The organism is Pseudoalteromonas sp. S1727 (genome assembly GCF_005886375.1).
GTDB lineage: Bacteria > Pseudomonadota > Gammaproteobacteria > Enterobacterales > Alteromonadaceae > Pseudoalteromonas > Pseudoalteromonas haloplanktis.
On the sequence record NZ_PNDT01000106.1, the window covers coordinates 1 to 21,456 of the forward strand.

At 38.1% G+C, this 21,456-nt stretch carries 18 protein-coding genes and 1 other RNA gene; 14 read left to right on the forward strand and 5 right to left on the reverse strand.

Features of this window, described 5'->3' with window-relative positions; translation table 11 throughout:
* Positions 1-63 precede the first annotated feature (63 nt).
* On the forward strand, positions 64-1,371 hold the full coding sequence (gene tilS, locus CWB85_RS18895) for a tRNA lysidine(34) synthetase TilS (RefSeq protein WP_138555708.1): 1,308 nt from the start codon (positions 64-66) through the stop codon (positions 1,369-1,371).
* Positions 1,368-1,706: a hypothetical protein gene (locus tag CWB85_RS18900; RefSeq protein WP_138555709.1), complete on the forward strand. Its 339-nt coding sequence runs from the start codon at positions 1,368-1,370 to the stop codon at positions 1,704-1,706. The genes tilS and CWB85_RS18900 overlap by 4 nt, the downstream gene beginning before the upstream one ends.
* A 38-nt stretch (positions 1,707-1,744) precedes the next feature.
* On the opposite strand, the gene CWB85_RS18905 is transcribed toward CWB85_RS18900, so the two are convergent.
* Positions 1,745-2,641 carry a GGDEF domain-containing protein gene (locus CWB85_RS18905; RefSeq protein ID WP_138555710.1) on the reverse strand — a complete coding sequence of 299 codons (897 nt, stop codon included), beginning with the start codon at positions 2,639-2,641 and terminating at the stop codon, positions 1,745-1,747.
* 151 nt (positions 2,642-2,792) lie between these two features.
* Here CWB85_RS18905 and CWB85_RS18910 point away from each other — a divergent pair, with 151 nt between their 5' ends.
* Positions 2,793-4,769, forward strand: a complete 1,977-nt coding sequence (locus tag CWB85_RS18910; protein ID WP_016707615.1) for a monovalent cation:proton antiporter family protein — start codon at positions 2,793-2,795, stop codon at positions 4,767-4,769.
* Positions 4,770-4,782: 13 nt separating this feature from the next.
* Here CWB85_RS18910 and CWB85_RS18915 read toward each other — a convergent pair whose 3' ends face one another.
* Entirely contained in the window at positions 4,783-5,928 is a 1,146-nt protein-coding gene (locus tag CWB85_RS18915; RefSeq protein ID WP_016707614.1) for a patatin-like phospholipase family protein, read from the reverse strand.
* Between the two features lie 171 nt (positions 5,929-6,099).
* Between CWB85_RS18915 and CWB85_RS18920 the strand changes: the two genes are divergently transcribed.
* The 5 genes from CWB85_RS18920 to CWB85_RS18940 all read left to right on the forward strand — a co-directional run bounded on the left by CWB85_RS18920 (position 6,100) and on the right by CWB85_RS18940 (position 10,776).
* The gene (locus tag CWB85_RS18920; protein ID WP_138555711.1) at positions 6,100-6,966 is read left to right on the forward strand and encodes a DUF3014 domain-containing protein; all 867 of its coding nucleotides are present in this window, start codon (positions 6,100-6,102) and stop codon (positions 6,964-6,966) included.
* Positions 6,967-7,097: 131 nt separating this feature from the next.
* Positions 7,098-7,194: signal recognition particle sRNA small type (gene ffs, locus CWB85_RS18925), an RNA gene on the forward strand.
* A gap of 132 nt (positions 7,195-7,326) precedes the next feature.
* Positions 7,327-7,956, forward strand: coding sequence for a TnsA endonuclease N-terminal domain-containing protein (locus CWB85_RS18930; protein ID WP_138555712.1), 630 nt, complete (start codon positions 7,327-7,329; stop codon positions 7,954-7,956).
* The gene (locus tag CWB85_RS18935; RefSeq protein ID WP_138555713.1) at positions 7,949-9,772 is read left to right on the forward strand and encodes a TnsB C-terminal domain-containing protein; all 1,824 of its coding nucleotides are present in this window, start codon (positions 7,949-7,951) and stop codon (positions 9,770-9,772) included. The genes CWB85_RS18930 and CWB85_RS18935 overlap by 8 nt, the downstream gene beginning before the upstream one ends.
* Positions 9,773-9,774: 2 nt before the next feature.
* Positions 9,775-10,776, forward strand: coding sequence for a TniB family NTP-binding protein (locus tag CWB85_RS18940; RefSeq protein ID WP_138555714.1), 1,002 nt, complete (start codon positions 9,775-9,777; stop codon positions 10,774-10,776).
* Between the two features lie 78 nt (positions 10,777-10,854).
* On the opposite strand, the gene CWB85_RS18945 is transcribed toward CWB85_RS18940, so the two are convergent.
* Positions 10,855-12,306 carry a protein kinase domain-containing protein gene (locus CWB85_RS18945; RefSeq protein WP_138555715.1) on the reverse strand — a complete coding sequence of 484 codons (1,452 nt, stop codon included), beginning with the start codon at positions 12,304-12,306 and terminating at the stop codon, positions 10,855-10,857.
* 14 nt (positions 12,307-12,320) lie between these two features.
* Positions 12,321-13,910 carry a hypothetical protein gene (locus tag CWB85_RS18950; protein WP_138555716.1) on the reverse strand — a complete coding sequence of 530 codons (1,590 nt, stop codon included), beginning with the start codon at positions 13,908-13,910 and terminating at the stop codon, positions 12,321-12,323.
* A 141-nt stretch (positions 13,911-14,051) separates the two neighbouring features.
* Here CWB85_RS18950 and CWB85_RS18955 point away from each other — a divergent pair, with 141 nt between their 5' ends.
* From CWB85_RS18955 to cas6f, 6 genes are all read left to right on the forward strand, one after another.
* Complete coding sequence (locus tag CWB85_RS18955) at positions 14,052-14,348, forward strand: helix-turn-helix domain-containing protein (protein ID WP_138555717.1); 297 nt, start codon at positions 14,052-14,054, stop codon at positions 14,346-14,348.
* 7 nt (positions 14,349-14,355) lie between these two features.
* Positions 14,356-15,528, forward strand: coding sequence for a HEPN domain-containing protein (locus CWB85_RS18960; RefSeq protein ID WP_138555718.1), 1,173 nt, complete (start codon positions 14,356-14,358; stop codon positions 15,526-15,528).
* Positions 15,529-15,592: 64 nt separating this feature from the next.
* Positions 15,593-16,768 (forward strand): TniQ family protein, encoded by a 1,176-nt coding sequence (locus tag CWB85_RS18965; protein ID WP_138555719.1) that lies wholly within the window; start codon positions 15,593-15,595, stop codon positions 16,766-16,768.
* A 3-nt stretch (positions 16,769-16,771) separates the two neighbouring features.
* Positions 16,772-18,823 carry a type I-F CRISPR-associated protein Csy2 gene (locus tag CWB85_RS18970; RefSeq protein ID WP_138555720.1) on the forward strand — a complete coding sequence of 684 codons (2,052 nt, stop codon included), beginning with the start codon at positions 16,772-16,774 and terminating at the stop codon, positions 18,821-18,823.
* Positions 18,823-19,851 (forward strand): type I-F CRISPR-associated protein Csy3, encoded by a 1,029-nt coding sequence (gene csy3, locus CWB85_RS18975; RefSeq protein WP_138555721.1) that lies wholly within the window; start codon positions 18,823-18,825, stop codon positions 19,849-19,851. Before CWB85_RS18970 ends, csy3 begins: the two co-directional genes overlap by 1 nt.
* Positions 19,848-20,450: a type I-F CRISPR-associated endoribonuclease Cas6/Csy4 gene (gene cas6f, locus CWB85_RS18980; protein WP_138555722.1), complete on the forward strand. Its 603-nt coding sequence runs from the start codon at positions 19,848-19,850 to the stop codon at positions 20,448-20,450. Before csy3 ends, cas6f begins: the two co-directional genes overlap by 4 nt.
* 298 nt (positions 20,451-20,748) lie before the next feature.
* Here cas6f and CWB85_RS18985 read toward each other — a convergent pair whose 3' ends face one another.
* Positions 20,749-21,198: an Xre family toxin-antitoxin system antitoxin gene (locus CWB85_RS18985; RefSeq protein WP_138555723.1), complete on the reverse strand. Its 450-nt coding sequence runs from the start codon at positions 21,196-21,198 to the stop codon at positions 20,749-20,751.
* Positions 21,199-21,456 lie beyond the last annotated feature (258 nt).

Here is a 21,456-nt window from a genome sequence, read left to right on the forward strand (position 1 = left end):
CAGCTATCAGCTATCAGCTATTCGGCTTAAGCTAATCAACCATCTATTTAGCGGTTTTAATTCATGCAAACAACGTTGTTATATCAACAAGTAAAAAACGTCATCAAGCCTTATGTAGCAGCGCATAAATGCTCTTTTACAATAGCGCTTTCAGGTGGTGTTGATTCTGTGGTATTACTACACGTTATGAATGCGCTCAAAGCCGATATGCCTCAGTTGCAATTAAGTGCAGTATACGTGCATCATGGTTTAAGTCAGTACGCCGATGACTGGCAGTTATTTTGTAATAAGCGATGCGATGCGTTAGATATTACCTTTTATGCAGCGCAGGTAAAAATTGATCGTAAAACACGTACGAGTTTAGAGCAACAAGCACGTGATGCTCGTTATCAAGCCCTTGATCAACTCAGCCCATCAGGCAGTATTATTTTGCTGGGGCAGCACTTAAACGATCAACTAGAAACCTTTTTACTGCGCTTGAAGCGCGGCTCTGGTTTGCAAGGTTTAACCGCAATGCGGCAAACACGTACGCTTAGCTCTGGTAGAGAGTGTTTAAGGCCGCTGCTAAATGTTACTCGACAAGATATTGAGCAATTTGCCGCAGACTTTAATCTTGAGCATATTACTGACGACTCAAATAGTGATGAACGCTTTGATCGTAATTTTATTCGTCAGCAAGTTGTGCCACTACTGAGCGAACGCTTTAAAGGGTTTGAAAAAAGTGCCACGCGAAGTGTAAATTTATTGCAGCAGCAACAAGATGTGCTCGACGAATACACTCAGCAAGATTTACAACAATGCCAAAATAACCAGCAGGGTTTAAGCTGTTTAGCGCTTGCGAACTACAGCGCTGCGCGACAAGCAAATGTACTACGCAGTTGGCTTGGGCAATTCACTGCACTTATGCCATCACACCAGCAAACGTTGCAAATACTTAGCCAAGGATTAACGGCACAGGCTGATGCTCAATTACTCATTCAGTTAGCGCAAGGGCAAGTGCGCCGTCATCAACAGTTTTTTTATTTTGTGCGTGACACCGCTGTGCCGCTTAGCCAATTAGTAACCGATGCTGAGCTGTTGCTGTCTGATGGTCGTAGTTTAGTTCAATTAACGGGTGAAGGAATTAGAAAACCACTGCCTAATGAACAAGTCACTGTGCATTTTAACCGCCCACAAGCACGTATTAAACCACGTAAAAAACCGGGCCATAATACGCTTAAACATTGGTTCAAAGACGCTAAAATCGCGCCTTGGCTGCGTGCGAGTGTGCCGCTTATTTTTTATAATGAACAATTAGTCTATGTAGTTGGGCATTTTATAAGTGCTGAACACTATCAACAAGAAGGTATATTTTGGAACATAAAAACATGAGCAAGCCACAGCCCCACGTTGGTTTGTCGCTTGTTAATAAAGCACCATTAGGGCTTGTGAGCACCGCATTAATCGCCATTATCGCCACGTTGATGTTTGACTTAGAGCTATTAACATTAGCTTATGCCAGTGCGGGTGGATTACTTTGCGCGGTAATATTAATTGCTTATTGGTTAGGTAAAGGCGGGATATTTTTTATTGTTGGGGTAAGCATTCCACTGCTAATGGTTATCATAATGCCTTTAGTCACCATGGCAGCTTTGTTGTATTTGGTTAGTGGCTTCTTTTTTGGTTTTTGCTTAGCCTTGCTCGGTTATAAGCTGACAGCTAAATAAGCATCTAATGCCTAGCGGGGGAACTAGGCATTACACTATTAGTACGCTCTGGCGCAATTTCTACCAGCGGCTTTTGCTTTATATAAGCCTTTATCGGCACGGGCAAAAATGTCATTTTCACAGTCTTGGCTGCTTGTCAGCGTGAAGCCAATACTGGTGGTAACCTGATACTGTTTCATTAAATTAGATTCAGCTACTAAGCGCATTACTCGCTGAGCTATTACTTTGTTAGTAGTAAACTCAGGATCATCAATTAACACCGCAAACTCATCACCACCAAAGCGAAACACAGAGTCAGTAGCGCGAATACTGCTACATAATACATTGGCAAATTCTTGTAATACATCATCGCCAATTTTATGACCATAGTTGTCATTAACTTGTTTAAAGTTATCTAAATCTAACAACATTAAACTAAATGGGCGATGCTGACGGCGGCAGCGCTCTAATTTCTGCGCCAAAATATCATTAAACTGACTGCGGTTATTCAGCCCGGTTAAGGTGTCTTTAGTCGCGAGTTTAAGCACTCGGCTATACATTAAGGCATTACGCAACGGATAAACCAGTGCATTGTGTAGCCCCACTAACTTTTGTTCAATATTGCCTGACAGCGGGTACTGGCAAAAGTAGATGAGCTGGCCTAAATGTTCATTATTTATATCTAAATCAAATGAATAGGGTGGTTTACTGTTATCACTATCTGCTATTTGAGCCACACCTAGAGATGATTGAAACTGCAACCCTGAAAAATTAATTATTTGTTTAGCATGAGCAGCATAAATAGTAAGCAGCTCTTCTAAATTCAACGTTGTTTGCAATTTTTCAAGCAAACTATGGATAGCGCTAGGCTCATTATTACGGTAATGCTCTGCCGAGAACGGCAGAAACTCGCCACGTGCTGAGATCCGTTGCGTCAAAATATGGACATTTTCCACGTTTTTCTCCCCCTAGGAGTGTGTTGTTACACTTGTTAAGCGATTTTTATGCCACTATTTCAAACTGGCTGAAAAACAGATAGTTGCTATAGTTAATCCTGTCATAGCTAAAATTTTGGCGGTATTGCATCAATATAAGTAGGAGGTGTGTTTGCAAAGTGTATTGGCCCAAATATTCGGCCTATTATTGGCTGCAGTGGTGCTGGTATGGCTATTTAAACGAATAGGCCTACCGCCGATCCTTGCCTACCTTGCTACCGGTGTTTTAGCTGGGGGGCATGGTATTGGTTGGATGGCGCAAAGTTATGAAATGCATTTTGTTGCTGAGCTTGGCATTGTATTTTTACTGTTTAGCCTGGGACTGGAGTTTTCTGTTGGTCGATTAATGGCTATGCGCAACATTGTGTTTGGTTTAGGCACACTGCAAGTTGTGATCACTACTATTGTGTGTATGCTGATTTTATTGTTGATGGGTTTATCAGCTTTGAGCAGTTTTACTATTGCGACATTAATGGCGTTGTCATCTACTGCAGTGGTGGTTAAATTATTAAAAGAATCTGGCGAACTTAAACAACGCCGTGGCCAGCTCGCTATTGGTATGCTGTTGTTTCAAGATATTGCCGTTGTACCCTTACTCATTACATTACCACTATTGGCGCAAAGTAGTGATTCAGAAGGCATTGCATGGGCACTGACTGTAGCGTTAACCAAAGGCGCGTTTGTTTGCTTGTTATTATGGGCAATTGGTAAATGGGTACTGCCTAAAGTATTTAGTGAAGTCGCGCTAATGCGTACCGATGAATTATTTGTGTTAACCACCTTACTGGTTGCTTTATTTGCCGCAGGGCTGACTTATTTGTTTGGCTTATCAATGGCTCTTGGGGCTTTTCTAGCTGGCATGATGCTAGGAGAGAGTCAGTACCGCCATCAATTAGAAGCGGACATTCGGCCATTTCGCGACATTTTAATGGGCTTATTTTTTGTTACCGTAGGTATGCAGCTTGATATCTTATTTGTGCTGGGCGTATGGTATTGGATTGTGGCTGCTCTTGCACTAATGCTGGTGCTCAAAATTGGCGTTATTACTTTTTTAGCGCAGTTAATGGGCGAGCGAAAACAAGATGCTGTAGCAGCCGGGATTATGTTGTGGCAAATGGGGGAGTTTGGTTTTGTATTAATAGCGCTTGCCACAAAGCATCAATTATTAGCTGCAGAGCACGCTTCCTTTTTAATTGCCATTGCTGTTATGTCGATGGGCTTAACCCCTTATTTGATTGAACGTACACCTTGGTTATTAAAGCAGTTTGGCTTAGTTAAACACTCCCAGAACGAATGGCAGCAGCAACCCAATAGCAGCACTTTGTATCAAAACCACGTGGTGATCTGTGGTTTTTCGCGGGTTGGGCAAACCATTGCGCGGTTTTTAAAACCAGAAGCTATCGAATATGTTGCCGTTGAAAATAATCCAATTCTTGTGCATGAAGCTAAAGCAGCGGGTGAGCCTGTTATTTTTGGTCATGTAAAGCAAAAAGATATTTTAAAGTCTGCCGGTGTTGAACGAGCACGCTTAGTGATCATTACGTTCACCGATTTTGAACATGCGCAAATTGTGATCGATGCCATAAAACAAATCGCTCCACAGGTGAAAATATTAGTGCGAATGCGTGACGATAGTCACCTAGAAGCATTAAAAGAGCTTGGCGTGACCGAAGTGGTTCCCGAAACACTGGAGGCTAGTTTAATGCTGGTGTCGCACGTGTTATCTATGTCAGGGGTGCCGATGTCGCGTATTGTTAGGCGGGTCAGTAAAGAGCGGCGTAATCGCTATCAATTTTTACATGGTTTTTTTGCCGGAGATAAATTTGATAGTGAAGAAAGTAACGCCGAACGACTTGAGTATTTACATGTTATTGCACTGCCCGAGTATGCCTTTGCAGTAGCAAAAAGCATTAGCGAGCTAGGGCTTGAAAAGCGCCGCGTATCTGTTCGGGCATTACGCCGCCAAGACCGTGAAATTGATAGCCCATCAAGGAATATAGTGTTACTCGCCGGCGATATTTTAGTGCTGCAAGGTAAACCTCGTCGCGTAGAGCGAGTTGAGCGTTATTTACTTGATGGCAGTGAGTAGGCTTAAACTTGTGTTAATCAAGTTCTAAAAACTCGCGTATTTGTGGTAGTTTTTTAATGCCATCTTTGTAACCAATTTCGATCAAATGCTGGGTGTAGCGTTTTTCAAATAATAAATAACTGGTTAAACTCGATTGTGAACGTTTTTTAACCCCAATCATACGTAGCAGCACTTTAATTGCCAGCGGCATATCATCGTAATACTGCGCAGCAATGGCGTTAAAGTTTTCAGATGGATTGATCACAAAACTGTGTATTTGTTTTAGTTCTTGGTGTTTGTCGCGACCTGGTAATAAACCTAAGGTACGGTTGATCCGTTCAAGACGTTCAAGATCTGACTGTAAGGTGTCGGTAAATACACTATCGAGCAAGTGACCTGCAATAGCTGATAACCCGGGGAAATGTGGCAAGTAGCCTGGTGGATGTGCTTCTTTTGGTTGATCGACACCAATAATAAATATTTTTTCAGCGCCTAAATGCACACTTGGACTCAATGGTGATAATTGGTGAATTGAACCATCCCCAAAATAATGGTTATGGACATTCACACTCGGAAATACCATTGGAATAGCACTGGATGCCATTAAGTGTTCAACATTAATACGTGTTGCTTGGCCTTCGCGTTTCGCGCGTTGCCAAGGCGATTGTGTATTAGATTGAAAAAACGCCACAGAATCGCCTGTAGTATAACTGGACGCGGTGATTGACAAAGCATCTAAATAATTACGATGTAAATTTCGCTCAATACGTGATAAATCCAGTATATTATTCAGCAACACCCGTAAAGGTTGATTGTTTAATAAACTCGCGGGTGGATGATTAATATGTTCAGATTGAAAGCTGGTCAGTATATTACGAGTTAAATGACCAAACACACTGATAAAATCACTTTTATATACCATGGAGGTCGAAAAGTTTTTCCACACTGATTCCAATTTACGAACAGCTAAATGCGCACACGACGCATAACTTGCCAATGCAGCTGAATTGATCGCGCCCGCAGAGGTGCCATTAATAATAGTAAATGGTAAGGGAGCTGTACGTGGCATACTGTGAGCAAGGGCTTTAAGCACCCCAACTTGATAGGCCGCGCGTGCACCACCGCCGGTCAGAAGTAGTGCGACTTTTGGTTTATTTTGATTGACCTGCTTGATTTTCATAGTTGCAATTAAACCGTTGAGCGTCTTTACTTTATTTATTAACTTTAAGTCTTTAAGCTAGAAGAATCAAAGGATACCTTAGCTTGAGAATAAAAATTATCGCTAAGCAATGAATTATAGTAACTTAGATACCTCTAAGTGTTATGCATTTAAATTTTTTATGGAGTTTGTATGTCAGATCAATCACCACAGCCAGATACAGAAAAGCGTCCACCAAATAACAACTTATTGTTTGCGGTCGGTGTGTTAATTATCATCGCCTGTGTAGCAGGGTATATTTTACTCAGTCCAGAAGAAAAACCGCAACCGATTGTTGAGCAGACAATAGATGAACCAGTCATGCCCGAGTATCAAGCTCCAGAGCCGCAAGAGGTTGCAGAACCTGAAACCTTGCCTGAGCCAGAGGTAGTGCAACGCCCAGAGCAAAGACAGGTTGAACCTGAGCCTGAAGTCGCACCATTACCAACTCTTAACGAGAGTGATACCGTGGTGGTTGCCAGTATTGATGACTACTTAAGTGATCAAGCAATGAGCTTGCTTATAACAGACGACGTTATTCGCCGTGGTGTAGTATTTATAGATAACTTAGCCAAAGGTAAAGTAGCGGCTAAGCATGCGCCAGTTGAGCGCCCAGAAGAAAGCTTTAGCGTGATAGAAGGTGATATTCTTACTGTCGATCCAAACAGCTATGAACGCTATACACCTTACGTAAAAATATTTACCAGCATGAGCGCAGCGCAAATTGTGCGTTTATACGATGAGTACAAGCCATTGATCAATGATGCGTATGCAGAAATTGGCTATCAAGGTGATGCGTTTAATCAAACACTTGAAGAGGCGATAGAGCTATTATTAGATACTCCAGAGCCAAAAGGCGATATGCCATTATTACGTGACTCTGTCACTTACCAATATGCTTACTCAGAATGGGAACGCCTGCCAGCTGCTCAAAAACAGCTACTGCGCATGGGGCCAGAAAATATGAAAAAAGTAAAAGCAGTACTGCGTAACGTAAAAGCAGAGTTAGAGAAACAATAAAATCGTTTAAAAAACAGTGCGATTGTATGTTTAACATGCAATCGCACTTTCTTTTTGCGTTTACTCTTGAATAACACCACAAAAGTAGAGATAATCCCTCCCGCGCCAACCAAGGCCCTCAATGGTAGTCTTATTGGTCCTCTCGCAACACTAGCAGGCGAACCTGGTCAGGCCCGGAAGGGAGCAGCCACAGTTTGTGACGTGTGTGCCGAGATGTGGCTGGTAAGACTGCCACCCAAATTCCTCATTTGGTGTTGTTTGAAGTATAAGTTGACATATTTGTACTAAAAGATGGCATAAATTGGAAGTATAAGGTGGCATAGTCTAGTATTTAACCAAATGGTTAGGTGGTTGACTCACATGTACGTAAAAAAAATCAAAAATTCTCCAATTAATCACAATCATAAATTTGCTAGTCAAAAAAATAAATCTACCTGTTTAGTTCAATCCTCTTTAGAGTTTGATGCTTGTTTTCATTTTGAATTTTCACCATCAATAGTTGCATTTGAAGCACAACCACTAGGTTACGAATATGAGTTTGATAACCGTATTTGCCCTTACACACCTGACTTTTTACTTACCCATACAGACGGCACGCAAAAATTTATTGAAGTAAAACCGCAAAGTAAAATTGCCGAAGAGGACTTTCGTGCACGTTTTATTGAAAAGCAAGCCATCGCTAAACAAGATGGACGCGACTTAATACTGGTTACTGATAAACAAATCCGTGTATACCCAACACTCAATAATTTAAAGCTTTTGCATCGCTATTCTGGTTTTCAGTCCTTAACAGAGTTGCAAGCATCAGTGTTAGAACTAGTAAAGCAATACGGCTCTATTAAAGTGGGGCAGTTAGTTAGCTTTTTAAAAGTAACTGCCGGTGAGCTACTTGCTACTGTGTTACGCTTATTATCATTAGGGCAGTTATTTGCCGACTTAACTACAAATGAAATATCAATAGAAACAGCAATTTGGTCTAACAATGTTTAATGACGGTTTGTTTGAAGATGAATTTAACCAGCCATTACCAAAAGTAGAGACCAAACTACCTCAAAATTATGCTAAAGATCTACAAGCCCTTCCTGAAAAAATAAAAATAACTACGTTTGCTAAGTTTAAATATATTCAATGGCTTGAGGCTAATATCCAAGGTGGTTGGACACAAAAAAATCTTGATCCTTTATTGAAAGTAATGCCCGAAGTTGAGGGAGAAAAAAAGCCCAGTTGGAGAACCGCCGCACGATGGTATAGCGCTTATACAAATGCAGATAAAAATATCATGGCGCTAATACCAAGCCACCAAAAAAAAGGGAACAGGGAGCGCGAGACCGCCACCGATAAGTTTTTTGAAAAGGCACTTGAGCGTTACTTAGTAAAAGAAAAACCATCGGTGGCTTCGGCTTATAAGTATTATGCAGACTTAGTTGTTATTGAAAACGACAGTATTGTAGGCAGTGTTTTAAAGCCTCTAACATACAAAGCATTTAAAAATAGAATTGATAATTTACCGCAATACGACGTTATGGTTGCTCGTTATGGTAAGCGCCTTGCTGATATTGCGTTTAATAAAGTGGAAGGGCATACACGGCCTACTCGTGTACTCGAAAAAGTTGAAATTGACCATACACCGCTGGATCTTATTTTATTAGATGATGAGCTACATATCCCGCTTGGTCGGCCGACACTCACCATGTTAGTTGATGTGTATAGCCATTGTATTGTTGGCTACTACTTTAGCTTCAGCGAACCCTGCTATGATGCGGTAAGGCGAGCGATGATGAATGCCATGAAACCTAAAAGTGAAGTGGCAAAGCTATACCCTGATACGGTAAATGAGTGGAAGTGTGCAGGTAAAATTGAAACACTCGTTACTGATAATGGAAGAGAGTTTTGGGGTAACAATCTTGAGCTTGCTGTTTGTGAAATCGGAGTAAACATTCAATATAATCCAACTAAAAAGCCTTGGCTTAAACCTTTTGTAGAACGTATGTTTGGCACCATTAACACTGAGTTACTAGATCCTATCCCAGGCAAAACCTTTTCTAACATTTTACAAAAGCATGAATACAATCCCAAAAAAGATGCAATTATGCGTTTTACGACATTTATGCAGTTATTTTATAAATGGGTAGTAGACGTTTACCATCAAGATGCCGACAGCCGCTTTAAGTACATACCTAGCCAACTATGGGAGCAAGGCTTTAGTACGTTACCACCAACAATGCTGAGTGATGCTGATCTGCAACAACTAGATGTTGTGCTCAGTATTTCAAATCATCGGGTGCTTCGAAAAGGTGGGATACGACTAGAAAACTTAAGCTACGACAGTACTGAACTAGCAAACTATAGAAAACAGTTTAGCCACAAAGTATCTCAAGAAGTTTTAATTAAATTAAACCCCGATGATATCTCTTATATATACGTATACCTCGATAAGCTAGAGCATTACATAAAAGTGCCATGCATAGACCCAAACGGTTACACCCAAAATTTAAGTTTGAATCAGCATAAAATAAATATACGTATTCATCGCGATTTTATTTCGGGCTCTGTCGATAATGTAGGCTTAGCAAAAGCGCGTATGTTTATTCATAATAAAATTCAAAATGAGTTTGAAGAGTTAAAAAATGCGCCAAAACACTCAAAAGTAAAAGGGGGTAAAGCATTAGCTAAGCATCAAAATGTAAATAGTGACTCACAAAAATCAATAGCTCAGAGCGAGCCAGTAGAACCCAAAAAGGTTACACCTAAAGAGCAACCAGCTGATAGTTGGGATGACTTTATCTCAGATTTAGATGGATTTTAATTATGCTGACCGATAAACAAAAAGAAAAGCTTAATGAATTTCGCGATGTATTTATTGAATACCCAATAATAAGCACGGTATTTAACGACTTTGATAGATTAAGACTTGGTAAAGGGTTAGCGGGCGAAAAGCCCTGTATGCTGTTAAATGGCGATACTGGCACAGGTAAAACAGCACTAATAAAACAGTATAAAGAACGACATTTACCGCAATTCATTAATGGTGTTATGAACCATCCTGTATTAGTAAGCCGCATACCTAGTAACCCGACACTAGAATCGACTTTAGCTGAGCTTCTTAAGGACTTAGGGCAAGCGGGTAGCACAGAGCGGAAACTGCGAATAAATGGTACTCGGTTAACGACATCATTAATAAAATGCCTAAAGACGTGTGGCACAGAGCTTATAATTATTGATGAGTTTCAGGAGCTAATTGAACACAACCAAGGTAAAAAACGCCGCGAGATTGCTAATCGATTAAAATACATTAACGATGAAGCGGGTGTATCAATTGTATTGGTAGGAATGCCGTGGGTAGAAAAAATAGCAGACGAACCCCAGTGGTCATCGCGTTTATTAGTAAGGCGGCAGCTGCCTTATTTTAAATTATCAGAAAACCCAAAGCATTTTGTACAGTTAATAATTGGCCTAGCTAACCGTATGCCATTCACCGAAAAGCCAAATTTAAGTGAGCAAGCAACAGTGTTTGCTTTGTTCTCCTTATCAAAATGCTGTTTTAGAACATTAAAATACTTTTTAGATGATGCCGTACTTTATGCATTAATGGATAACGCGAAAACCCTCACAACCAAGCATTTAGTTAAAGCATTTGAAGTACTCTTTCCGGATGTACCAAATCTATTTACCTTGCCAGTTACAGAAATTACAGCAAGCGAAGTTGAGCGCTATTCACTATACAAACCTGAAAGCTCCCAAGATGAAGATCCGTTTATAGCAACCAAGTTTACTGACCGAATGCCGATTAGTCAGCTGTTGAAGAAGTGATAAGTAATTATAAACTAAAGAGCTTTAGCTTTTTTAGTAAAAAAGCCACTAAAATACAGGTTTATCTTTGCAGAACTGTTAATCATTAGATTTATCAAAAAAACGTTTAGCGGCTTCTCCAATGTAACTACAAAACTCCTCTTCGGTCATCATATTGTGACGCGCATCATAAGTAGCACTGATACTATTATATATGGAACTTGTACCAAAAAAGACAAACGAACCTGATAAGAATCGCTCTACAGGTCTAGCTGTTTCTGGTAATTCTTGTCCTTCATAATCATTATATGTCCAGCAGCTATAATCAACATACTCACCGTCTTCAATTTCGCATAAAGACTGGCAAATACCCTCTGAATGAATAGAGTTATCTATATTAATAGGTTTAATTTTTTCTAATTCAAGCCTGAAATAGTTCCATTGAGGATCAAAACCAAATGACTCAAAAGTTAACTTTTTAGGTTTCATTATATCTGCACGCGTTCCACTACCAGAGTGAAGTGCGATCATTGAAGGCTCTGAAGGTGTTGTAATCCTATTAATAGTATTTCCTCCTCCATTTGGGTAAAACATATGATTTAAACTTTTTGTAAACGCAATTTGATTGAGAATAGAAATGATTGCATTCTTGTCAGTCCATGTAATATTTTTTGGTGTGCCAAGTGGAAATATTCGATTTTGTAGCTCTAGCCACTCTAACAAGTTACGCTGTTCAAAGTCTTTATTTAAGCTAATCCATTTTGACAATCTGTTTAAAAAACTCAAAATACTAGGGCGACGTTTTGGGTCATTATCAGTGCATTCGATAAGTAAATTATCTAGTTCAGTCGTATAAATTTCAGGGCAATATTGGCTTATTCCAATTACAGAGTTAGGATTATATTGTCCATCAAAACCTTTGTGTTGATTAGTGATAAGTATCCATAATGATTTAGCTAAAGAGTACACATCTGCTGGCAAACCATCAGATCTATCCGCTTGCCTTCTCATTTCTGGCGCCATAGTGTACTTGGCTCCTATATCTCTTTTTTCTGGTGTTATATCCTCTTTTCCAGGGTATTGAACTAGGCCAAAATCAGTGAAGTATGGTCGGTTATTGTAAATGAGCATATTAGCTGGTTTTATATCTCTGTGTGCTATTTTTTGCGAGTGAAGTTCTTTGAGTGTTATCGCCAACTTAATAAATTCACTCGCAACCTCAATTGGAGTGAGGTTTTCACAATATTTACTAAAATCTTGCGCGGCCGGCATCATAAACCAAGGGAACTCACTTTTTGGATCATCAGGTAAATAAGAATCTATCACATGCATAACGCCATCAATTTTTAGCTTTGAAAGAATAAAAACTTCATTTTGAAAACGTTTATAGTTAACTACATCTATATTTGTTAAAAACTTTATGGCGTAGAAGGCTTCCTGATCGTGGTTAACCACTTTCCATACTTCTCCATTACCTCCTTTTCCCAGTAGCTCTAGTAATTCACAACCATTAAAAATAGTACCAATTTTGATTTTTCTTCTTTTACTCATGAATTTTCCATAATTTAATTCTTTGCAGGCAGCACTTGTATTTTCAAATCGTACTTGCGTACAAAGTAATCGGATTCTTTTACTACTGCTAGCTTTTCCTCAAAAAAAGATAAGCAAGTATTTATAATGCTCTCAGGTTTCAGCAAGTGCTCTAATTTATATGAAACATTCATTTTCTCTGCTTGCTCGACAAATAGATTGTAATTATGGGAAAGTGGAAATTCGTTTTTTAGTAGCTCAAATATGTATTTTGTATCTATGGGGGTATTGATTGGATAGCTGTCAATAAACTCTGCTAACTTACTAAATATTAATATATACCAGCGATCAAACATCCAAAGTTGAGGGTGTGTATTATTTGTTTTTAATAAAGCCGGATACTTGGGTTTTTTAACATTAAAATTTTCGTTGGGAGCCATATCGCTTTGTGAAGCAAGCCAGATTTTCCATTTTTGGTAATCATTTGAAAAATATCTATCTTGTTCTAATGCATAAACGTCAGCATAGTTTATTACGTGCTCTATAAACTTATACTTTTTTAGTTGTTCTTCTTTTTCAGCAATTGCTATAAATTTGGCTCTTTTTAAAGTCGAGTCTGGTGGTGTAAAGTTAAGCCATTCGAACTTAAATCGTTTTGATTTTTTTATTCGACCTACGATGATTTGGCCTGATTCTTTTTTGAGGATGTCGGGGGTATCATGTTGAAATAAAAGGGCAACATTTAACACTCGTTCTTGGTTAGATTTATTGAAAGCAATGCATTTTAAAAGTAAAAAATGTTCATGCTCTACTTCAAGTGATACTTTTTCGAACTTTATACTTTTACTTTTTACTACTTGGGCTGATAAATCGTAACTGTTACCATTGATATTATGATTAAACTCAATGCTGTGACTGGGGATTTTTAGTTGCTGTCGCTTTTTTAAGTTATTAAATTTACGAAGTGCTCGCTGTCTTGATTCTTCAATTTGTTGTCGAATTTTTTTATTCATTTCTATTTGGTTGAGTTCAACTTTTTGATTTATTTCTTCTCTTAATTGATCCTCACACCAACCAAATAACCAATTAGACGTATCATCATTGTGCTTAAGAGCACAATTTAAATCAGCATAATCCGAATCAATATAAACTGATAAATCATACTCTAAGGAAGCGATTTTCTTTTCACGATAAAAGTTAATTTTCTCTGCTGAGCAAGGCGATGTTACCTTAATTTCAACAAATAAATCACCTACATCAGTTTCTAACTTCACATCGGCTATGTATTTGTTATGAATGCTATATTCAAGTTTTGCAGACTTTATTAAGGCTTTTCTACTAGGTTCAGTTTTGCTGTAACCTCTATGGGAAATAGTAATCGCTGGGAGGTTTATTGTTTTAGCCGTTAAAAAATATTCTTGAGCGTACCGATGCAAAGCGGTCATTAAGCATGTTCTAGATTCTTCTTTTGTAGTATGAGCAAATGAATGTGCTTTTATTTTTCCGCCATTGCGTGCAATTAAAGGGTCATTACATGCGATACAGAAGCAATTACATGCTTTACCATTTTTGACATTATTTATTGAAACAATCTTACCAGACGCATCACTAGCAAAAACAAGCATAAAATTCCTTTTAACTCATAAATATATAGTTTAAGACATTACTAATTAAGTTTATATTTAAAAACTAAAATATCCTTAGTACACTTATGAGTTAGATACTAAGAGAATCTTAGCAAGATATGTTTTATAGCTAAGGTTCTCATGGAAACTCCAACACCTTCACGCCTAAAGTCTGCAAGAAAAGCAGCTGGTCTTACTCAGCAACAGCTAGGTATGGCCTTAGGAATGGAGCCAAACACGGCTAGTGCTCGCATGAACCAATACGAAAAAGGCAAACATGCCCCTGATTTTTTAACCATGAAACGCATAGCTAAAGAGTTAGATGTGCCAGTAGCTTATTTTTATTGTGAAGAGGAAATTCTCGCTGAACTCATTTTAGAGCTAGGTAAGTTAGATACAATTTCTTTGGAGAAAAAGTTACAAGAGTTGAAAAGGTGATTTAGTAATGAATAAGCATCAGCAACAAGCCTTACTTAATTTAAATGAGTTGAATGCAGATACTAATATATCTAATCAAATTTACCTTGATAATGTAAATATTGCTGCTGGAGTTTTTGCGAGTGATTTTCCAAGTTTGAGTTTGAAAGAAATCCAAAATACTATTTTTCAGAGGATTGTTAAGCGTCCGGAAAAGTTTATTTTTGAAAGTCATGATAGCGTTCAAAATGCAGGAAGAATTCGTAAAGTAGTATACAGCCAATTAAAGCAACTCAAGTCTAATTTTCCTCAATTTGCATTAATACCAATTCATTCGGCGTTTGGTGATTACAAGCCGAATTCAGAGTTGATCAGGGTCGTTAGTACGAGCAACTATCCAGATTTAAATGAAGTTTACTTCGAAAAAAATCTTATAAACAAATTTTTAGTTATTCCAAATTTTCATCGACTTGGTGCTGATAAGTTTACTGATTGGCGTAAGCTCTCGTTAGCATGTTTCAAAGGATTGATAAGAATATTTGCTATAAATATGAATCACTCAGGTTACAAGCAAATTATTTTTGAAAACTTGCATGAAGCAGGGTTGGGAACGCGAAATAATAATTCATTTATTGTTACGCCAACAGCAGTTTTACCTTGCTACGAATTAAGCTTGAAATTGTCTGGAATTCCTTTTTTGATACAAGAAATTGAGAATCATAGTTTTTCACAAATTATCGAGTCGCTCACTTCACAAGAGTTTTCTAAAGGAACTATCGGGTTACGTGCTGCCATAGCATTAGTGCACTTTAATGAAGCTGTAGAAAGCTCTAACAAGTTAACTAAGGTAATCAGTTTGTGTTCTGCAATAGAAACAATGTGTGGCGCTTTTATAAAGACGGAAGAATGTGAGACATGTAAATCTATTAAATTTAGTGAAAAGCTGTATGAATTTTTAGACAATATTGTTTTCAAGGGTTACGGAATCAAAATTTTAAATGATGAGGCCGCAAAGAAGACCTTTAAGGAAATATACAGTTTAAGATCTAAAATTGTACATGGCTCTATTGATAGCAACCAACTTTCTAATCTTGATGATCAATTTAAACAAGCATTAAAGTTTGTTTCCAAAACTCTATTTGTACTGTTAGCTAGGCTGTGTACTACAGGCTTTGAGAAAAAAATTAAGAATAAACGATAAAAGTTTGACTGACAGTAAAAGCTAATCTAAACCTAAACTAAGATTTTCTTAGTTTGGGTTGGCGATGCATTTTTTAGTTCAAACAAAACCTTATGCTGATGAAGCAATTGAAAGCTATTTGCTAAGGCTTGCAAGGGGTAACTCATACGATTGCTATAGTGAGCTTGCTGATATTTTGTGGCAATGGCTTGCAGAGCAAGATCATGAGCTTGAAGGTGCGTTGCCGTTAGAGCTGAGTAAGGTTGATGTTTATCATGCTAGGCAAGCGAGCAGTTTTAGAATAAGAGCGCTTAAGTTAGTAGCCCAATTATCAGATGTTAGCGCAGGTGATATTCTTGCGCTTGCATGGCGGCGCAGTAACTTTAAATTTGGCAACCTAGCAGCAGTAAGCCGTAATGAGCTGACTATTCCCCTTGAACTACTTCGCACTGATAACATACCGGTTTGCATTGAATGCTTGTCTGAGTCTTCATATATTCCTTTTTATTGGCATTTAAAGCCCTATAAAGCGTGCCATAAGCATAAGACAAAATTAGCCATACGTTGTGGTGAATGCCATAACTTAATTGATTACAGAGCTTCTGAGGCGTTTTTAGAGTGTGGTTGTGTTTGTAAACTAACCAATAGTGAACAGTTAAACGATGCAGACTTTAAAATTGCAATTGCGCTTGCAAGTAGTAACAGCCAAAAAATAGTCGGGTTGATATCATGGTTCGCGAAGGCTAAACAACTTGATGTAAGCGATGCTGACTTTAACCGTACCTTTGTTGATTACTTTAGTACTTGGCCTGATGGCTTTACCGCTGAATTAGATTTACTCACAAATAATGCGCGGCTCAAACAACTTAACCCTTTTAATAAAACTAAGTTCAACTCTGTCTATGGCAATATGATCCGTGATGGTCAAATAGCGGCAACAAGCAACCGTAAAAACAAAGTACTTGATGAGATTATTAATTACTTTGTCGAATTAGTTGATAGTAACCCTAAAGCTAAACATCCAAATATTGCTGACTTACTGCTATGCACTTTTGATGCCGCAGTATTGTTAAACACTACCACAGAGCAAGTTTACAGGCTTCACCAAGAAGGCTTTTTAAACTGTGCTTATCCACAAAAAAAGCACGAACAGCTCAGAGCTGATAGCCATGTTTTTTATTTACGCCAAGTTATTGAACTACAGCAAGCATTCGCAGCTGAAAAACCTCAAACAAAAAAACAATTTATAGCGCCGTGGTAATTTATGAACTTACAAGATGCATTTGCAATTGAATCACTGAAAGAAAAAACCACAACACTTAGAAAATTGTTTGCGCCATACATGCCTCATGTTGCGGTAGATTGTTTTGAAGAACAAGCGCTGACTGTGCTCATTAACCTAGTTTATAAGCGAAGTGAGATTGATGATTTAACAAGTGTAAGAACTGCTAAAAGTGTATTACGCGATGAAGTGTTATTAAGTAAGTGCATTAACGAAGTTAAATGGTTTCATACTCATAATTTAAAATACCCCGATATACGAGTAAGCCATCAACGTTTAATTAGTGAAGTTGTAAGTGAAGATATTGCGGGTATTTGTAGCCGGTCATTACCTTTAAGTTTTGGCTGGTCGCACAACAGTGCTGAAATTAATCATGCAAAGTTATTTTTAACCTCATTTATTTGGCAAGGCGAAGTAACTTGTTTAGCAAAGTTATTAACAACTGAAGAGCCTGTTTGGATTAATTTAATAAGAGCATACGGGTTTACTAAAAAGGCGGTTTTAAACATCTCGGGCAAAATAAAACAGCTTTTGCCAGTGGCAGAACTCCCATTAGAAGTAAGCTCTTTTTCACCACAATTACAAATGCCATTTCAGCAAAGTTACCTTGCGGTTACGCCTGTAGTAAGCCACGCAATGCTAGCTAAAATTCAGCAATTAACAACTGAGCGTAAACTAAACTTTGGTTTAGTTGAGCACTCAAGACCTGCCAATGTTGGCGATTTAGCAAGCTCAGTAGGTGGTAATATAAGAGTGCTTCGTTACTTTCCTAAAGCATATTCAAAGGCTATTAACCGCTCTAAAGTAGCCAATAATGATATTGAAAAAGCATTTAAAATTCGTGCGCTATTAAGTAGTCAATTTCAACAGGCGCTTTTGGTATTGGTCGGTATTAAACAGTTTAATACATTAAGGCAAAAGCGATTAGCGCGAGTAGCGGCGATTAGGCAAGTACGTGTTAGCTTGCAGTTATGGCTTGATAACATTCTAGAAGCTAAAAATAATGCGCAAAACCAAGCTTACCCTGAGTGGGCAAAGCATTACTTAGATCAGAGTATTACTAACTGTATTAGCCAATTTAGTAACATACTAAATGAAAGCCTTGGTAATTTAAGTAAGCTCAAACGCTTTGCATATCACCCTAATTTAATGGGGCTGTTTAAAACGCAGCTAAATTATGTGTTTACTCACTGTGCAACCGAAGAGGAAACATTAAATGATGAGCAAATAGTGTATGTACATTGCCAAGATATGCGAGTGTTTGATGCCGAGGCAATGGCTAACCCGTATATTCAAGGTATGCCGTCACTTACAGCTTTAAATGGGCTTGCTCATAACTTTGAGCGTAAGCTAAAAAACTTTATAGACCCTTCAATTAAGTGTATTGATAGTGCTATTTACATTGAAAACTATCAGCTACATACAGGTAAACCATTACCTGAGCCAAGTAAGTTAAAACAAGTTGCTGGCCGAAGTCATGTAATAAGATCAGGAATTATCGATAAACCTAAATGTGATATAACACTCGATTTAGTATTTAGGCTTTTTGTACCAAATACTGAGTTGTTAGATAAGTTAAATAGTCAGCTTATAAAGCCCGTACTACCGTCTTCATTTGCAGGCGGGACTATGCATCCACCTTCGTTATATCAAAATATAAACTGGTGTTATGTACATACTAAACCGAGTGAGCTGTTTAAAAGCCTTAAGGTAAAATCGTCAAATGGCAGTTGGTTATATCCTTCAAAAAAAGTAGTTAAAAGTTTTGAACAATTAATTGATGCCCTTAACGGTAACTTTAATTTAAGATCCGCAGCAATTGGCTTTGCTGCGCTTGAAGAACCCGTAAAGCGAGATGCAGCTTTACATGAACACCATTGTTATGCAGAGCCCGTAATTGGGTTGTTAGAGTGTGTTAGCAATACATCAGTAAAGTACGCAGGCGCTAAGCAGTTTTTTCATAATGCATTTTGGGTTATGGATGTTCAAAAAGAGTCTATGCTTATGAAAAAGTCTAAGTTTGAGTATGAATAATGCAATTACCTCGGCACTTAAGTTACACGCGTTCGCTTTCACCCAGTAAAGCGGTGTTTTTTTATAAAACATCGGAGTCTGATTTTGAACCGCTACAAATAGAGCAAAATAAATTAGTTGGGCAAAAGTCAGGGTTTGGCGATGCGTATCAAAATCAAAATGAGGCTAAAAATTTAGCGCCACAAGATCTTGCTTTTGGAAACCCTCAAACAATTGATGTGTGTTACGTTCCTCCAACGGTAAATGAGCTATTTTGTCGTTTTTCACTCAGGGTTGAGGCTAATAGTATAGAGCCTCATGTTTGTGATGACCCTAAAGTTATTTATTGGTTAAAACGGTTTTTTGAAACCTATAAAAAGCACAATGGCCTTAATGAAGTTGCAACTCGCTATGCTAAAAATATACTGATGGGCAACTGGCTTTGGCGCAACCGCCAATCACCAAATGTTGATATTGAAATCCTTACTGAGCACGCAGCTCCAATTATTGTTAAAGGTGCACAAAAACTAAAATGGCAAGGCAATTGGCAAAATAATCAAACGGCATTATTAACGTTGTCAGAAGCTATTCAAGAAGGGCTTAGTAACCCTCAAAATTATTGTTATTTAGATATAACCGCCAAAATTAAAAATGCATTTAGCCAAGAAGTTCACCCAAGTCAAAAGTTTGTAGATAATGTTGAACAAGGCATGTCATCTAAACAACTTGCATATACTCAAGTAGGCGATAAAAAAGCAGCAAGTTTGAATTCACAAAAAGTAGGGGCTGCTATCCAAACTATCGATGATTGGTATGAGGGAGGCTACAAACCTTTGCGCACCCATGAGTATGGTGCAGATAAGCAAATATTAGTTGCACACAGAACACCTAAGACCCATTCAGACTTTTATTCATTACTCCCGCGTATTGCTTTGCATATTAAGCACATGGAAAAGCATGGTTTAGAGCAAAGTGAAGAATCAGACGCAGTTCACTTTATTGCGGCAGTGCTGATCAAAGGCGGCTTGTTCCAAAGGAGTAAAGCTTGAAGCGCTATTATTTTAACATTACTTATTTACCTAAAAATTGTGATGTAAGCCTTCTTGCTGGGCGTTGTATTGGTATTTTGCATGGGTTTATGAGTTCACGCGAAATAAGTAATATTGGTGTGTGCTTTCCTAAGTGGAATGAGCAAACGGTAGGTGATCAAATAGCGTTTGTATCAATAGATAAAAAGCAATTAACCAACCTATCTCAGCAAAGCTATTTTGAGATGATGACTCATGATAAGTTATTTGGCTTATCAAAAATACTCGAAGTACCAGTAAACCAAAGCGAAGTCATGTTTGTTCGCAACCAATCAGTAGCCAAAGCATTTGTTGGTGAAAAGCAAAGACGATTAAAACGCGCTAAAAAGCGAGCTGAAGCTAGAGGGGAGGTTTACAACCCTGAATATAAATTTGAGGAAAAAGCCATAGGCCACTTTCATTCAATACCCGTATCAAGCAAAGGCAACGGGGAAAATTTTATACTTCATATACAAAAAATTGAAAAAGCTGAATCCATAAAAAATCAATTCAACAATTATGGCTTTGCGACTAACCAAACATTTCAAGGCACGGTTCCTTCTTTAAATACCCTTTTTTAATAGTTTAAAAACACTCTTTTGATTCTCAATGAGTTAGCAGATTAATTGAAAATAAGGGTAAATGATTTAAATTCGTTTAACAGTTTGGTATTTATAGAAATTTAAACTATTTTTTATAGTGAACTGCCGAGTAGGCAGCTGGAAATCGCTTGGAAAGGACGTTCTACTAGAAGTAGAGGTGAACTGCCGAGTAGGCAGCTGAAGTTAGGCCAGGAATTGAACAACCACAACTTGTGACTTTTAACTGCCGAAAAGGCAGAGGCTAAATAGAGAAACCCCAGTAAACGCTGGGGTCATTTTAAGCGTTATAACCGTATTTAAGGCTATTTATAACGTTCCTAATTAACCTTCTACCAGCAATTGTATTTACAAATGTAAAAGGTGTTTTAGAGCTAAATTGTAAGGAGTACGTATTTAGCCATTTATTCCATCGTTCAATATTTTCAAAGTAATCAATACAAGCTGATGCTAGATGAGCTAACTCAAAGGTATTTTCACTCAAAGTTGCATTTAAGCGTGTGTACTCTTTTTTATGACGTTTCAAAGTTCTAATATTTGTACCAATTGCTTTAGCAAAGGATTGAATATCCCAACCTAACTGAAGCCTAAACTTCTCAACACTCTTTATATCTAAACCACGCTGAATTAATTCAATTTCATCTAAAGGGTTTGAGCTTAAATTAACTTTTCCATTGCTGAGTATATCTACAAATTTATGATTAGTGCTAGGTTGCATATCACTAGGCATACATACCTCAAAGTCAGGAAAGTTATATTTAATAATAGCACTTCTACTATTAAGCTGATAGTCGGGTTAGAGCGAGAAGCAGACGCTCGATCAAACTCATTTTTGGACAAAAACGAGTTAGAGTATTTGTTCGGTAACGCTTGCCTAAACGGCAATTAATAATGGGCTAAAATATTGAGCGCAGCGACAATAGCCCATTGTTAATTGTCCGAGCGAACTTGTGAGCGAATTGAGGCTCTTGTGTACGCCCGACATGGG